Raw genomic sequence first — 14,094 nt, 5'->3', positions numbered from 1 at the left:
AAGAGACATCAAGTGACTGACACCGTGACCGAGTGTGTGGCCGCCGGCGACCAGGCGGAGCCGTCGTTGGAGACCCCGACGGTCGAGCAGAAGCTCATTGACCAGCTCGTCGAGCAGGCCCGGAGCAAGGGGCTGCGGCTGACTGGCGAGGGCGGGCTGCTGCAGCAGTTGACCAAGACGGTTCTGGAGTCCGCCCTGGAGGGCGAGATCACCGACCATCTCGGCTACGACAAGCACGACCCGGCGGGCAAGGACGGTGGCAACAGCCGCAATGGCACCCGTTCCAAGACCGTGCTGACCGACATCGGCCCGGTCGAGATCGACGTTCCCCGCGACCGCGAGGGGTCCTTCGAGCCGGCCATCGTCAAGAAGCGGCAGCGCCGGCTGACCGGCGTCGACGAGATGGTGCTCTCGCTGTCCGCGAAGGGCCTCACACACGGGGAGATCTCCGCGCACCTGGCCGAGGTCTACGGCGCCAACGTGTCCAAGACGACCATCACCACGATCACCGACAAGGTGATGGACGGCATGGCGGAATGGCAGAACAGGCCGCTTGACCGCGTCTACCCCGTCGTCTTCATTGACGCTATCAACGTGAAGATTCGCGATGGCCAAGTAGCGAACAGGCCGATCTACGTGGCTCTGGCGGTCACTGCCGAAGGGCACCGGGACATCCTCGGGCTGTGGGCCGGCGACGGCGGCGAAGGCGCGAAACACTGGCTGCGGGTGCTGTCGGAACTGAAGAACAGAGGCGTCGAAGACGTCCTCATGCTGGTCTGCGACGGACTGAAGGGGCTGCCCAACGCGGTCGGCGAAGTCTGGCCCCGTACCGTTGTGCAAACGTGTGTGGTTCACCTCTTGCGGGCGTCGTTCAGGTACGCGGCCCGCCAGGACTGGGACAAAATCGCGAAGGCGTTGAAGCCGGTCTATACCGCGCCGAGCGAGGACGCGGCCACGACGCAGTTCCTGGAGTTCGCCGAGGTCTGGGGGAAGAAGTATCCGGCGATCGTCCGTCTCTGGGAGTCGAGTTGGGCAGAGTTCACGCCTTTCCTCCAGTTTGATGCGGAAATACGTCGCATTGTGTGCACGACCAACAGCATCGAGAGCGTCAACGCCCGCATCCGCAAGGCCGTCCGCTCCCGCGGGCACTTCCCCACGGAGCAGGCCGCCCTCAAATGCGTCTACATGGCCGTCATGAGCCTCGACCCCACCGGCGCCGGCCGCAAACGCTGGACTATGCGCTGGAAGGGTGCGATGAACGCCTTCGACATTGCCTTCGACGGCCGCCTCACTGCAGGTCAACTCTAGCCACACCAAACCCAGTTACACCTTTGACTGGACAGACCCGCCGGAGACCTCACCCTCACCTGGGAGCAATGGTCATGAGTTAACGCTCCAGGTGCGAGGATCTTTGGGTGGAGCGAGTTGAGGGTGCGGTCGCAGGGCGGCTGACGGATGACGTGTCGATCGGGCTGCTGGCGACGGTGTTTCCGGAGGAGGCGGTGCAGGCCGCGGTGGACGAAGCTGGGGCGCGTGAGGAGCGGACCCGTTCGTTGCCATCGAAGTTGATGATGTATCTGGCTATGGCGTTGTGGCTGGAGCCGGGCAAGGGGTATGTGCGCACGCTGCGGGGCTTGCTGGAGGGGCTGCGGTGGTCGCGGGGTGGCTGGGACGGTTACCGGGTGCCCAGCGACGGGGCGATCTCTCTGGCCCGCTACCGGCTGGGGGAGGCACCGCTGCGGAACCTGTTCGACGAGGTCGCCGCACCCGTCGCGGATGAGCGGATGCCGGGGGCGTTCTGGCGGGGTCTGCGGCTGATGGCGGTGGACGGGACGGTCTTCGACCTGCCCTCCGGCCGGCACAACGAGGCCGCCTTCGGCGTGCCGTCCGGCGGTAGCCGTCCGCAGGCCCGCCTGGTGGCGCTGGCGGAGTGCGGCACCCTGGCCCTGGCCGGGGCGGCTTTCGACTCCATCGAGGTCGGCGAACGGGCCCTGTTCGAGCGCCTGCTGGACCGGCTGGGTCCGGGCATGCTGCTGCTGGCCGACCGGGGCTTTCCGTCCTACGACCTGTACACGGCCGCCGCCGCGACGGGTACCGAACTGCTGTGGCGCGTCTCAGCCTCCTTCGCCCTGCCCGTCAGGAAACGCCTGGCCGACGGCACCTACCTTTCCGAGCTGCGCGGTACCAGGCGCTCGGAGCGTGTGCCGGTGCGGGTCATCGAGTACAGCGTGGCCGACGACGACGGGGTCAGCGAGGTGTTCTGCCTGATCACCACCCTGCTGGACCCCGAGGCAGCCCCGGCACTCGAACTGGCCCGCAACTACGCGGAAAGGTGGTCGGTGGAAGTCCTGTTCAAGCTGGTCAAGGTCGACCTGCGGACCAGTGGCGGCGTCCTGCGTTCGGGTAAACCCGAGGGCGTACGCCAGGAGTTGTGGGCCCTGCTCTGCGTCTACCAGGCCCTGCGCACTCTGATCACGAAGGCCGCCGTGATCGCGGGTGTCGACCCGGCCCGCATCAGCTTCCCGCCCGTCCTGGACGCCGTCAAAAGCTCCGTGCGGACGGCCTTTTCCCCCTGACCTCCTCGCGAAGGCCCTGCGCTTCTTCATAGCCGACCTCCCCCGACATGCTCATCCGCGAACGCCCCAAGCGCACCGCGCCCCGAACCACGAAGCGCCCCCATCTGAGCTACCGAACCCGCAGCTCAACCGACCCTGGAACCCGCCACGTCACCCGCACCATCGTGCTCCACCAGCTGACGCCCGATCCGGATTAACTCATGGTCATTGCACCTGGGACCACGACGGCCTGCGCCCCTTGGCCCAAACAGAGCGCAAAAGCCTGTCGGACGCCGAAGTCGAAATACGCTTCTACAATATCGTCACCGACCTCGTAGGCACCCCTACGGAACTTGTCGACGAGCAGGGCGACATCGCCTGGCACGCCCGCCCCACACTGTGGGGAATCACAGCATGGAACCGCTCAGCGAAGGCATACACTCCGCTGCGATTCCCCGGTCAGTACTACGACCCCGAAACAGGTCTGAACTACAATTACTTCCGCTACTACGACCCCGAGACGGCCCGATATCTCACCTCTGACCCTCTCGGCCTGCGCGCTGCACCCAACTCAAGTACCTATGTCAACAACCCGCACACCTGGTGCGATCCCCTAGGACTCGCAGCGTGTCACGGCGGCGGAGCGTTCCGCCGAGTCCGCAACGACACCGACTTCTATACCGAATGGGCCGACGACGCTTATGGCTCAATCCGTGCAGCCGATGACATCAGAGAAGTCTCTGCCACGGCAGCAGAGCACGGATTCAGCAGATCTGACATTGGCCAAATAAAACAACACCTCTTCCACGAAGAGCACCTCCTGGACAGCTACGGAGATACATACACGGCCAGGTTCGATGCGAACCCGCGCATTGCCGAAGCCTGGGGGCGACTCGGACAGGGCGGCGCTCACCCCGCAGACATCGATCTACTGCGGCATGAATTGTACGAGTCAAACAAAATGCGAGAGACTGGAAACCCAAGTTACAAGGACGCACACCAAGCTACGCTAGACGCTGGGTATACATGGGATCCGGATGCGGCGGCCAGAGATGGTTACGGCAGGAAGCCATCAATAGATGAGGAGTAATAATGACCCACGCATTCCACCTTCTGCTGACGCAGAGCGAAGACTCACGACATCTGTACCGATGCCGCTATGATAACGATCGTGAAGCATTTCTGGTTCTCGATGAAGAATTGCGCACGGTGCGTCCGGCTAACGGAAACGGGGAAGCGTCAGGGGATCTTGAATTGTTTCTAAGTGACGGAAACGTACACGGATCAACATCGGATGACATGAATCGGGAGGACTTTGCAATGTCCGCCTCCCATTTGGCTTATCAGTGGAAGAAGGGAGGCTTCCCGCCTCGAGAAGTGCGCAAATTCTTCAGCTAAAGTTGGGGGAACACCGTGAACCCCTCCCTGGCCCAATGACCATGAGTTAATCCGGATCGGGCGTCAGCTGGTGGAGCACGATGGTGCGGGTGACGTGGCGGGTTCCAGGGTCGGTTGAGCTGCGGGTTCGGTAGCTCAGATGGGGGCGCTTCGTGGTTCGGGGCGCGGTGCGCTTGGGGCGTTCGCGGATGAGCATGTCGGGGGAGGTCGGCTATGAAGAAGCGCAGGGCCTTCGCGAGGAGGTCAGGGGGAAAAGGCCGTCCGCACGGAGCTTTTGACGGCGTCCAGGACGGGCGGGAAGCTGATGCGGGCCGGGTCGACACCCGCGATCACGGCGGCCTTCGTGATCAGAGTGCGCAGGGCCTGGTAGACGCAGAGCAGGGCCCACAACTCCTGGCGTACGCCCTCGGGTTTACCCGAACGCAGGACGCCGCCACTGGTCCGCAGGTCGACCTTGACCAGCTTGAACAGGACTTCCACCGACCACCTTTCCGCGTAGTTGCGGGCCAGTTCGAGTGCCGGGGCTGCCTCGGGGTCCAGCAGGGTGGTGATCAGGCAGAACACCTCGCTGACCCCGTCGTCGTCGGCCACGCTGTACTCGATGACCCGCACCGGCACACGCTCCGAGCGCCTGGTACCGCGCAGCTCGGAAAGGTAGGTGCCGTCGGCCAGGCGTTTCCTGACGGGCAGGGCGAAGGAGGCTGAGACGCGCCACAGCAGTTCGGTACCCGTCGCGGCGGCGGCCGTGTACAGGTCGTAGGACGGAAAGCCCCGGTCGGCCAGCAGCAGCATGCCCGGACCCAGCCGGTCCAGCAGGCGCTCGAACAGGGCCCGTTCGCCGACCTCGATGGAGTCGAAAGCCGCCCCGGCCAGGGCCAGGGTGCCGCACTCCGCCAGCGCCACCAGGCGGGCCTGCGGACGGCTACCGCCGGACGGCACGCCGAAGGCGGCCTCGTTGTGCCGGCCGGAGGGCAGGTCGAAGACCGTCCCGTCCACCGCCATCAGCCGCAGACCCCGCCAGAACGCCCCCGGCATCCGCTCATCCGCGACGGGTGCGGCGACCTCGTCGAACAGGTTCCGCAGCGGTGCCTCCCCCAGCCGGTAGCGGGCCAGAGAGATCGCCCCGTCGCTGGGCACCCGGTAACCGTCCCAGCCACCCCGCGACCACCGCAGCCCCTCCAGCAAGCCCCGCAGCGTGCGCACATACCCCTTGCCCGGCTCCAGCCACAACGCCATAGCCAGATACATCATCAACTTCGATGGCAACGAACGGGTCCGCTCCTCACGCGCCCCAGCTTCGTCCACCGCGGCCTGCACCGCCTCCTCCGGAAACACCGTCGCCAGCAGCCCGATCGACACGTCATCCGTCAGCCGCCCTGCGACCGCACCCTCAACTCGCTCCACCCAAAGATCCTCGCACCTGGAGCGTTAACTCATGACCATTGCTCCCTGGCCCGACTCATGCAACTGATTCCCCCGCCCGGCGAGCGGCGAGAGAAGGACTGGACGACAGTCGAGCTGGCCCTTGGTATGCCGCTGCCCCCTGACTACAAAGAGCTGATTCACGCCTACGGAGGCAGCAACTGGGACGACTGCCTGTACCTCCTTGAGCCGGACTGCCCGAACGACAACTACGACCTCATTGAATGGGAGGACCAGCAGACTGAAGCCATCGAAGGGCTTTGGGAATTCGAGAAGAAGCCGGAAGAACTTGAAGACGCGGGTACCCGGGTCGTCCCCTGGGCAACCACTGACAACGGTGAATGCCTATACTGGCTCGTTCGAGAAGACACTGACCCGGCAGAGTGGACCATCTTGGTGAACGAAGCGCGCGGTGAACGCTGGGAGCACCACCACGCCACCGCCACACAGTTCCTGGCGAATGTCCTCAGTGGCGACCTGCGCTCCAGCTTCCTGTCCTCTCGCTTCCCTCTGAGCGCCCATGAGTTCCGTCGGTTGTAGCCAGTCTGATGCCCTGACTGCCGGGGACCGGAGGGTTCGGCTCGGGGGCATCGCGGAGACCGCCTCGTGCCTACCGATTCCGTAGCGGCTGGAATGGGGGGTTGCGACGGTTCTTGCCGAGCCGTCCCGCGAATGTGTGGCCTCGCTGCTTGTAGTGGCAACGGCGGGCGCGTGCTTGATGGTGGCGACGCCAGTGGGAGCACATCATCGCGTGGTCGCGTCCGGAGCACGGCGGCGGGTCCGGTTGCCGACAGGCGGGGAATCTCAGCCGGTGTGACGATTCGGCCGTTCGTGATGGGTGAGTACTCGGCCTCCGATCGTGGACGACGACTGGTCCCCTGGCCGGAGCGGTCGCCGGGGTTCGCGTCCGGTGGTGCACCGGCTCCGCCTGCAGGGGATCCTCTACATGCTCTACAACGACATGGCTTGGCAACTCCTTGCGCCCGAGCTGCGGTTCAGCTCGGGCAGACCTGCTGGCGTGGGTTGGCGGGCGGTGGCCCGTAGTCACGTGTCGCGCAGCTCGCACCAGACCGTCTTGCTGTCGGGCCCCTGGCTCACGCCCCAGCGCAGCGATACGGCGCCGAGTATGGCCAGGCCCCTGCCCGACTCGTCGCTGTCGGCCGCGTGGCGCAGTACGGGCCACACGCGCGGGTCGGGGTCAGTGACTTCGACGCGGGTGCGGCCGTCGGGGGTGCGGGTGATGTGGACGGTGACCGGCGTGCCCTCACCTAGGTGCGTGATCACGTTGCTCAGCAGCTCGCTGACGCAGAGCTGGAGATCGGGGCAGGGTTGCCGTACGTGCTGCCGCAGGCTGTGGCGGAGTACGGGTACCGCCTTCGGGACGGCGAGCAGCTCGGCGGTGAACGGCTTCACCGGTCCACCTCCGCCGTCGCTTTACAGAGGGCGGAGGTCAGTGCGCGGGCGGTGGCCAGGTTGCAGTTGCCGAGGAGGACCAGCGGCGGGCTGCCGAAGTCTCTGCCGAGGGAGGGGAGGGTGATGCCGTGAGCGGTGAGTGCGGCGCGGAGTTCTTGGACGGTGGTCTGGGCTTCGAGGTCCATGGCGGGTACGCCCTTCCGTTGCTTGCTGTGACGAAGTAGTCACACGCTGACGCATCGCGGCGTACGGTGGAAGGGTTTCGGGCTCCACAGCGCACAGTGTGGAAGGTGGTCAACGGTGGCGGCACGCAAGGACATCGACGGCTCGGCGAGCGTCCCCGCCTTCTACGGCAAGGAGTTGCGCTGGAAACGCGAGGAAGCGGGCCGCACGCTTCAGGAGACGGTCGAGGGCAGCTTCTACGCGCCGAGCTATCTGAGCGAGATCGAGCGCGGTACGCGGCGAATGCCGCTGGATCTGGCGTGCCACGTGGATCGCGCCCTGGGGACGGACGGGTTCTTCGAGCGCCGCTGCGAGGACGTACGCAAGGCGAGGCGGAGCGTTCACGCCGAGTACTTCGTGGATGTAGTCGCGCTGGAAGGTCATGCTCGGGAGATCGAGGAGTGGAGCCCCTCGTTGATTCCTGGCCCTCTGCAACTGGAGCCGTACATCGAAGCAGTTGTCCACGCCGCTTGCCCACTTGACCACGAGTACGCGGTTGCAGCAAAGGTGGCTGCACGGCGAGAGCGGGCGTGGGTCTTCGAGGAACCGGATGGGCCCGCGTCCTGGGTCGTGCTCCACGAGTCGATCCTGCTCCAGCCGATCGTTGGGCCTAACGACATGGCGGAGCAGCTCGCCCATGTAGCTGCTGTTGCTCGGCGCCGGCGATTCATTCCACAGATCCTTCCGTGGAACGCCGGCGCCCATCCGTTCATGATGGGAACAACGTGGCTCATGACCTTTGGCGGTGCCCCGCCACTCATGTACACCGAGGGCATGTACAGCGGCCAGATCATTGATGAGCCGGAGATCGTGGGTCAGTACGCGAAGGCCTACGATCGGCTCAGAGCTGCGGCACTGCCGCCTGAGGTGTCCCTGCGAATGATCGAAGCGGCAGCGGAGGACTATCGAAATGGCAAATCTCCACGTGGATTTGAGCGCGGCCTGCTGGCGTAGCAGCAGCTACAGCAACGCCCCAGAGGGACTTTGTGTCGAGATCGCCGAGGCGTTCCCCGGCGCCGCGCACTGGCGCAAGAGCAGCCAAAGCAACACATCGGGTGGCGACTGCGTCGAGGTAGCCGACGACATCCCCGGCGTCGTCCCCGTCCGGGACTCCAAGATCCCGGACGGCCCCGCCCTCGTCCTCCCCGCCCGCGCCTGGGTCCCCTTCGTCGCCGCACTCAAGGCCACCGGTCGGCTGGACGGCTGAGCGCGGGTCCCCCGTACTCAGTACTCTTACGCCCATGTACGGCTACGACCAGAATCAGGGTGGACAGCAGCAGCAGTACGCGCCGCCGCAGCCTCCGCCCCAGGGCGGCTACGGGGAGCAGCCGCTCTACCCGGAGCCGTCGCCGCCCTCGCTCGCCGACGGGGTGCGCGCCTTCACCACCGGGTCGCTGTCCGCCGAGGACTTCCAGCAGATCTTCGCCACGTCGAGGGTCTACTGCCCGCGCGGTGACAACCCCGGATTCCTCGCGCTGCACAACACCCAGCAGCCGGTGATCCCGATGTTCACCTCGCTCAAGGAGCTGCGGAAGTACGCCGGCAAGGAGTCGAAGTACTTCGTGATCACCGGCGCCGAGGTGATCGACCTGCTGCCGACCGGGTACGGCTTCGTCCTCGACATGGAGGGCGAGCACCGGATGGTCTTCGACGCGAAGGCCGTGGAGCAGATGGTCGACTTCGCGATGCGCCGGATGTACGGCTGAGCAGGCGTTCACCGGTTACGCATCGGGCAGCGCCGGGGGCCACAGGGCAGGGGTCGTCGCCGCACGCAGAACCTTCACCGTCCCCGCAGTTGGTGCCCGGGGGGCCACCTCGATGGGTGGATGTCGGTGTGATGTCATAGCGTGCTCACGCCAAGCAATCGCGACGTCACGGGGGAACTTCCGCATGACCTACCCGCCGCAGCAGGGCCCCGGCCCGTACGGCCAGCCCTACCCGCAGGGGCAGCAGCCGCCGCAGCAGCACCCGCAGCAGGGCTATCCGCCCCAGCCGGGTTACGGGTACCCGCAGCCGCAGCAGCCGTACCCGCCCCAGCAGCAGTGGAACGCTCCGCCGGCCCCTACCCCGCCGTCCCGTGGCGGCGGCCCGGGTGCCAAGAAGATCTTCCAGATCGTGGCCGGCGTGGTCGTCGCCATCATGTGCGTGGTCGGCTACTTCGCAAGTCAGAACGATGCCGACCACGCCGAGGCCGGCGACTGCCTCAAGAACAACGGCACCACGGTGAGCCCCGACCTCCAGGTGGTGGAGTGCGGGGGCGCCGACGCCAAGTACAAGGTGGTCGAGGTGCTATCCGACACGCTGGAGACCTCGAAGTGCGAGGGCAAGTCGGACATCGGCTACCAGGAGCAGCAGGCCGGCCGGCGCAGCTCGGGCAAGCAGTTCGTGCTCTGCATCGACGAGATCAAGAAGTAGGGGCCGGCGGCGCGCGAGAAGCGCGCCCGCTGCCGGAGACGCCCGGGGGGAATGCCTCCCGGGCGTCTTTCGTTGCGACTGGCAAGAAGTTCGACATTCAACTAAACTTGTCGTACAAGGAGGCCCGCCATGCCCGCAGTAACCGTCGAGAACCCGCTGGCCCTGCCGAAGGTCGCCGCCCCTACCGACGCCGTATCGCGTCCCGTGCTCGCCGTCACGACCGCCCCGGCCGGCTTCGAGGGTGAGGGGTTCCCGGTGCGCAGGGCCTTCGCCGGCATCAACTACGCCTACCTCGACCCGTTCATCATGATGGACCAGATGGGCGAGGTGGACTACAGCCCCGGGGAGCCGAAGGGCACCCCCTGGCACCCCCATCGCGGCTTCGAGACCGTCACGTACCTGATCGACGGAACGTTCGAGCACCAGGACAGCAACGGCGGCGGCGGCACCATCCGAAACGGCGACACCCAGTGGATGACGGCCGGCTCCGGCCTGCTGCACATCGAGGCGCCGCCGGAGTCGCTGGTCATGTCGGGCGGCCTCTTCCACGGCCTTCAGCTATGGGTCAACCTGCCGGCCGCCGACAAGATGATGGCCCCCCGCTACCAGGACATCCGCGGCGGCCAGGTGCAGCTGCTGACCTCGCCCGACGGCGGCGCGCTGCTGCGGGTCATCGCGGGAGAGCTGGACGGCCACCAGGGCCCCGGCATCACGCACACCCCGATCCGGATGATCCACGCGACGCTCCGCCCCGGCGCCGAGGTCACCCTGCCCTGGCGCGAGGACTTCAACGGACTGGCGTACGTCCTGGCCGGGCGCGGCACAGTCGGAGGCGACCGGCGGCCCGTCCGCCTCGGACAGACCGCCGTGTTCGGCGACGGCGGGTCGCTGACCGTGCGCGCCGACGAGCGGCAGGACGGCAACACCCCGGACCTGGAGGTCGTCCTGCTCGGCGGCCGCCCGATCCGCGAGCCGATGGCGCACTACGGCCCGTTCGTCATGAACACCGAGGGCGAACTGAAGCGCGCCTTCGAGGACTTCCAGCGAGGCCGCCTCGGCACCGTCCCTGCCGTCCACGGCATGGGCGCCTAGGGTCCACGAACGGTCCACCGACGAAGTCCACGGCATGGGCACCCAGGGCGGCGTCCCACGGCCCAGGTGACGGCCCGTCACCCGGGCGGACCGCCCCACCGGGCCGCCGTACGCCGCCCATGATCCGCTGGGGCGGTGCAGACGACGCCCACGCTCCTCCCCGAGTCCGCGCGCCGGGTCGCCGCCTGGTGTGCGGTGGCGCTGCTCGTCACCGGGGTCTTCGCCGTCGGGGTCTGGCTGTGCGTCACCTTGAAGACCGCTGTGACACCCGTGCTGCTCGCCATCCTCGGGACGGCCCTGCTCGGCCCCCTGCACCGGCGGCTCGTCCGCATGGGGCTGAACCGGTCCCTCGCCGCCGGACTGACGTGCGTCGCGGTGGTCGCCGTCGTCGGAGGCGCGACGTACATCGTCGTGCACGCGCTCGTGGAGACGGGTGACCAGATCCTCGCCTCGCTGCGGCAGGCCGCCAGGAGCCTGACCGAGCACCTCGGGGCGGCCGGCACCTCACTGGACGACCTGGCCACCAACGCCAAGGAGTTGCTCGGCAAGTTCGGCGGGACGGCGGCCTCCGGGCTCATCACCGGTCTCAGCGTCGTCGTCGAGATGATCGCGATCGCCGTCCTCGCCCTGCTGCTGATCTTCTTCTTCCTCCGCGACTCGGACCGGGCCACGGACACCCTGCGGTCCCTGGTGCCCGGCTCGACCGGCGACATGGCCGAGGCGATGGGCCGCCGCGCCTTCGAGGCCGTCGAGGGGTTCATGCGCGGTACGACGTTCATCGCGCTGATCGACGCGCTCGTCATCACCGTCGGGCTGCTGATCCTTCGGGTGCCGGGCGCGGTCGGGCTCGGTGCGCTGGTCTTCGTCGGCGCGTACATCCCCTACCTGGGGGCCTTCATCTCCGGCGCCGTCGCGGTGCTGGTCGCGCTCGCCGACCGGGGATTCGTGATCGGGCTGTGGGCGCTGGGGGTCGTGCTGGCCGTACAGGTGCTGGAGGGGCACGTACTGCAGCCGGTGATCCAGAGCCGCACCGTCCAGATGCACCCCGCCGTCGTCATACTGGCGATCACCGCGGGGGCGTCGGTCGCCGGCATCCTCGGGATGCTCCTCGCGGTGCCCGTGACGGCGGCCGCCTTCGGGGTGGCCGGGGAGCTGCGCAGGCACTACGAGAAGCCGCCGGCCCCGGACCCAGACCCGGACCCGGACTCCGGCCCGGACCCAGGCCCGGACCCGTCCTCGTAGAGCTCGAACCAGATCGACTTGCCCGCGCCCCTCGGGTCCACGCCCCACGCGTCGGCGAGCATCTCCATCAGGATCAGCCCGCGCCCGTTGGACGCCATCTCCCCCGGGCTGCGTCTGTGGGGCAGTTCGGCGCTGGCGTCCGCCACCTCCACCCGCAGCCGCCGGGTGCCCGCCAGGCCCGTCGCCTCGGCGGTCAGCAGCGCGTCGCCTTCGGTGTGGACCAGGACGTTGGTGACCATCTCCGAGACCATCAGCACCGCCGAGTCGAGCTGATCGGCGTCGGTCCAGTCGTGCAGCAGGTCCCTCAGCTGCTGGCGGGCGACGGCGGTACGTTCCGGCTCGGCCTGCGCCACGGTCAGCGCCGTACGCCGCACCGGGGCGTGCGGCGCCGCCGCCGAGCCGGGGCCGCACCCGCAGCCGGCGCCCTCACGGCACAGCAGCAGCAGGGCGATGTCGTCCTCGCGGCGGTCCGCGAGCGGGCCGGTCGTGTAGTGCGAGGAGGGGCCGTGCACGCCGGCCACCAACGCGTCGGCCAGAGCCTCCAGGCTCTCGCCGTCGTGCTGCTCCATGATCGTGCGCAGCCGCGTCCAGCCGGTGTCCAGGTCGTGGCCGCCGGTCTCGATGAGGCCGTCCGTACAGATCATGATCGTTTCGCCCGGTTCGAGGGTCAGGCGCGTCGTCGGGTAGTCCGTGTCCGGGTCGATGCCCAGCGGCAGCCCGCCCGCTGTCGGCCGTACCAGCACCGTCCCGTCGCCGAGCCGCACCGCCGGGTCGGGGTGTCCGGCGCGGGCGATGTGGAGGACGCCGGTGACCGGGTCGGCCTCGATGTACAGGCAGGTCGCGAAGCGGGGGGAGGCGTGGTCGTCGTCGGCGCGGGTGCCCGGGACCCGCGCGTCCGCCACCACGTCCGCTCCCGCCCCCGGACCCGCTCCGGGAAAGTCGTGCAGCCCGTGCAGGAAGCGGGAGGCGCGCGAGAGCACCGCGTCCGGCCGGTGGCCCTCGGAGGCGTACGCGCGCAGGGCGATCCGCAGCTGGCCCATGAGCCCGGCAGCCCGTACGTCATGGCCCTGTACGTCCCCGATGACCAGGGCTATCCGCCCGCTGGGCAGCGGGATCATGTCGTACCAGTCGCCGCCGACCTGCAGTCCGCCGCCGGTCGGCACATACCGTGCGGCCACCGTCATGCCGGGGATCTCCGGGCCCAGCGTCGGCATCATCGACCGCTGGAGGCCCCGGGACAGCTCGCGCTCGCTCTCGGCGACCGAGGCCCGCTCCAGGGCCTGCGCGAGCATCCTGGCGACCGTCGTCAGCACCGAACGCTCGTCGGGGGTGAACGCCACCGGGTGCGCGAAACCGGCCGTCCAGGCGCCCATCGTGCGCCCTGCCACGGTCAGCGGGACGTAGGCCCATGACCGGCGCGTACGGCGCGTACGGCGCGTACGGTGCGGGTCGGGCGTGCCGTACGGGTCGGGCGTGCCGTGTGCGCCGTTCGTGCCGGGCATGCCGGGCGAGCGGGAGCCGGGCTCGGAGGGCGGCAGCGCGCTACCCGGCAGGCCGGCCGGGTAGCGGCGGCGGTACTCCTCGGGCGAGGGCAGATAGACGGCCCGCCCGGTCCTTACGACCTCGGACGCCGGATGGTCCGTGTCCAGCAGCATGTCGCCGGGCGGCCCCTCCTCGCCCGACCCGTACCCGTGGTGCCCCAGGACCTTGATCCGCCCGCCCGACGAGCCGAAGACCGCGAGGCTGTCCGGCGAGAAGCCGGGCATCGACAGCGAGGCGGCGACCCGCAGCACCTCGGCCGTCGACCGGGCCTCGGCGAGCGCCCGCCCCGCGTCCAGCAGGAACGCCTCCCTGGAGCGGCGCCAGTCCCCGGTGATCGGGGTGTGCGCGGCGTCGCCCGGACGGGGCTCGGCGATCTCCTGGAGGGTGCCGAACAGCAGGTAGCCGCCGCCTTGGGCGACCGGCTTGGACCGGGTGCGTACGGTCCTCAGCACCCGCCCGTCCCCGTCGGTGATTCGGAGCCTGGCCTCGGCGAGCGTGCCCTCGGCGGCCGCGAGACTCACGACGCCGTTGACCTCGTTCCAGTCCACGGGATGGAAACGCGAACGCACCGCGGACTCGCTCAGCGTCGCCGGCTCGGCCGGCAGGCCCAGCAGCCGGGCGGCCTCGGCGTCGAGCGTCACGATCCCCAAGGCGTTGTCCCAGTGCCACAGGCCGGTCGCGGTGGCGGCCAGGATCTCCTCGGTGCGCATTCACTCATCCTTACAGGTCGCGGGCGGGCCAGAAAAAGGGGATCCGCCGGGCGGTAACCTGGGGTGGCTGTGACAACCCCGAA

14 protein-coding genes and 1 pseudogene are annotated in these 14,094 nt (G+C 68.3%); 11 read left to right on the top strand and 4 right to left on the bottom strand.

Features of this window, described 5'->3' with window-relative positions; all coding sequences use genetic code 11:
• Positions 1-36: 36 nt before the first annotated feature.
• From ACU6WZ_RS13365 to ACU6WZ_RS13350, 4 genes and pseudogenes are all read left to right on the top strand, one after another.
• Positions 37-1,308 (top strand): IS256 family transposase, encoded by a 1,272-nt coding sequence (locus ACU6WZ_RS13365; RefSeq protein WP_447034019.1) that lies wholly within the window; start codon positions 37-39, stop codon positions 1,306-1,308.
• 107 nt (positions 1,309-1,415) lie between these two features.
• Positions 1,416-2,576 (top strand): IS4 family transposase, encoded by a 1,161-nt coding sequence (locus ACU6WZ_RS13360; protein ID WP_447031609.1) that lies wholly within the window; start codon positions 1,416-1,418, stop codon positions 2,574-2,576.
• A gap of 211 nt (positions 2,577-2,787) precedes the next feature.
• Positions 2,788-3,186 (top strand): annotated as a pseudogene (locus tag ACU6WZ_RS13355) (RHS repeat-associated core domain-containing protein); the annotation flags it as partial.
• Between the two features lie 461 nt (positions 3,187-3,647).
• On the top strand, positions 3,648-3,953 hold the full coding sequence (locus ACU6WZ_RS13350; protein WP_447033575.1) for a hypothetical protein: 306 nt from the start codon (positions 3,648-3,650) through the stop codon (positions 3,951-3,953).
• A 243-nt stretch (positions 3,954-4,196) separates the two neighbouring features.
• Here the strand turns inward: ACU6WZ_RS13350 and ACU6WZ_RS13345 are convergent, their stop codons facing one another.
• A complete protein-coding gene (locus ACU6WZ_RS13345; RefSeq protein ID WP_447031609.1) occupies positions 4,197-5,357 on the bottom strand; it encodes an IS4 family transposase in 1,161 nt (386 codons plus the stop codon).
• Between the two features lie 57 nt (positions 5,358-5,414).
• Here ACU6WZ_RS13345 and ACU6WZ_RS13340 point away from each other — a divergent pair, with 57 nt between their 5' ends.
• Complete coding sequence (locus ACU6WZ_RS13340) at positions 5,415-5,915, top strand: SMI1/KNR4 family protein (RefSeq protein WP_447033574.1); 501 nt, start codon at positions 5,415-5,417, stop codon at positions 5,913-5,915.
• Positions 5,916-6,419: 504 nt separating this feature from the next.
• On the opposite strand, the gene ACU6WZ_RS13335 is transcribed toward ACU6WZ_RS13340, so the two are convergent.
• Entirely contained in the window at positions 6,420-6,788 is a 369-nt protein-coding gene (locus tag ACU6WZ_RS13335; protein ID WP_447033573.1) for an ATP-binding protein, read from the bottom strand.
• Positions 6,785-6,973 (bottom strand): hypothetical protein, encoded by a 189-nt coding sequence (locus ACU6WZ_RS13330; protein ID WP_447033572.1) that lies wholly within the window; start codon positions 6,971-6,973, stop codon positions 6,785-6,787. The genes ACU6WZ_RS13335 and ACU6WZ_RS13330 overlap by 4 nt, the downstream gene beginning before the upstream one ends.
• A 115-nt stretch (positions 6,974-7,088) precedes the next feature.
• Here ACU6WZ_RS13330 and ACU6WZ_RS13325 point away from each other — a divergent pair, with 115 nt between their 5' ends.
• The 6 genes from ACU6WZ_RS13325 to ACU6WZ_RS13300 all read left to right on the top strand — a co-directional run bounded on the left by ACU6WZ_RS13325 (position 7,089) and on the right by ACU6WZ_RS13300 (position 11,759).
• Positions 7,089-7,964, top strand: a complete 876-nt coding sequence (locus ACU6WZ_RS13325; RefSeq protein WP_447033571.1) for a helix-turn-helix domain-containing protein — start codon at positions 7,089-7,091, stop codon at positions 7,962-7,964.
• Positions 7,921-8,217 carry a DUF397 domain-containing protein gene (locus ACU6WZ_RS13320; RefSeq protein ID WP_447033570.1) on the top strand — a complete coding sequence of 99 codons (297 nt, stop codon included), beginning with the start codon at positions 7,921-7,923 and terminating at the stop codon, positions 8,215-8,217. The genes ACU6WZ_RS13325 and ACU6WZ_RS13320 overlap by 44 nt, the downstream gene beginning before the upstream one ends.
• 34 nt (positions 8,218-8,251) lie before the next feature.
• Complete coding sequence (locus ACU6WZ_RS13315; protein WP_447033568.1) at positions 8,252-8,716, top strand: SseB family protein; 465 nt, start codon at positions 8,252-8,254, stop codon at positions 8,714-8,716.
• Positions 8,717-8,900: 184 nt separating this feature from the next.
• A complete protein-coding gene (locus ACU6WZ_RS13310; protein WP_447033567.1) occupies positions 8,901-9,425 on the top strand; it encodes an LppU/SCO3897 family protein in 525 nt (174 codons plus the stop codon).
• Between the two features lie 129 nt (positions 9,426-9,554).
• Positions 9,555-10,517: a pirin family protein gene (locus tag ACU6WZ_RS13305; RefSeq protein WP_447033565.1), complete on the top strand. Its 963-nt coding sequence runs from the start codon at positions 9,555-9,557 to the stop codon at positions 10,515-10,517.
• 135 nt (positions 10,518-10,652) lie between these two features.
• Entirely contained in the window at positions 10,653-11,759 is a 1,107-nt protein-coding gene (locus tag ACU6WZ_RS13300) for an AI-2E family transporter (RefSeq protein WP_447033563.1), read from the top strand.
• Here ACU6WZ_RS13300 and ACU6WZ_RS13295 read toward each other — a convergent pair.
• Positions 11,681-14,011 carry a SpoIIE family protein phosphatase gene (locus ACU6WZ_RS13295; protein ID WP_447033562.1) on the bottom strand — a complete coding sequence of 777 codons (2,331 nt, stop codon included), beginning with the start codon at positions 14,009-14,011 and terminating at the stop codon, positions 11,681-11,683. The genes ACU6WZ_RS13300 and ACU6WZ_RS13295 overlap by 79 nt on opposite strands.
• Positions 14,012-14,094 lie beyond the last annotated feature (83 nt).

The sequence above is a fragment of the Streptomyces hypolithicus genome (assembly GCF_052934925.1).
Note: the sequence above shows the minus strand (reverse complement) of the source record. Positions and strands in the feature narration are given on the sequence as shown.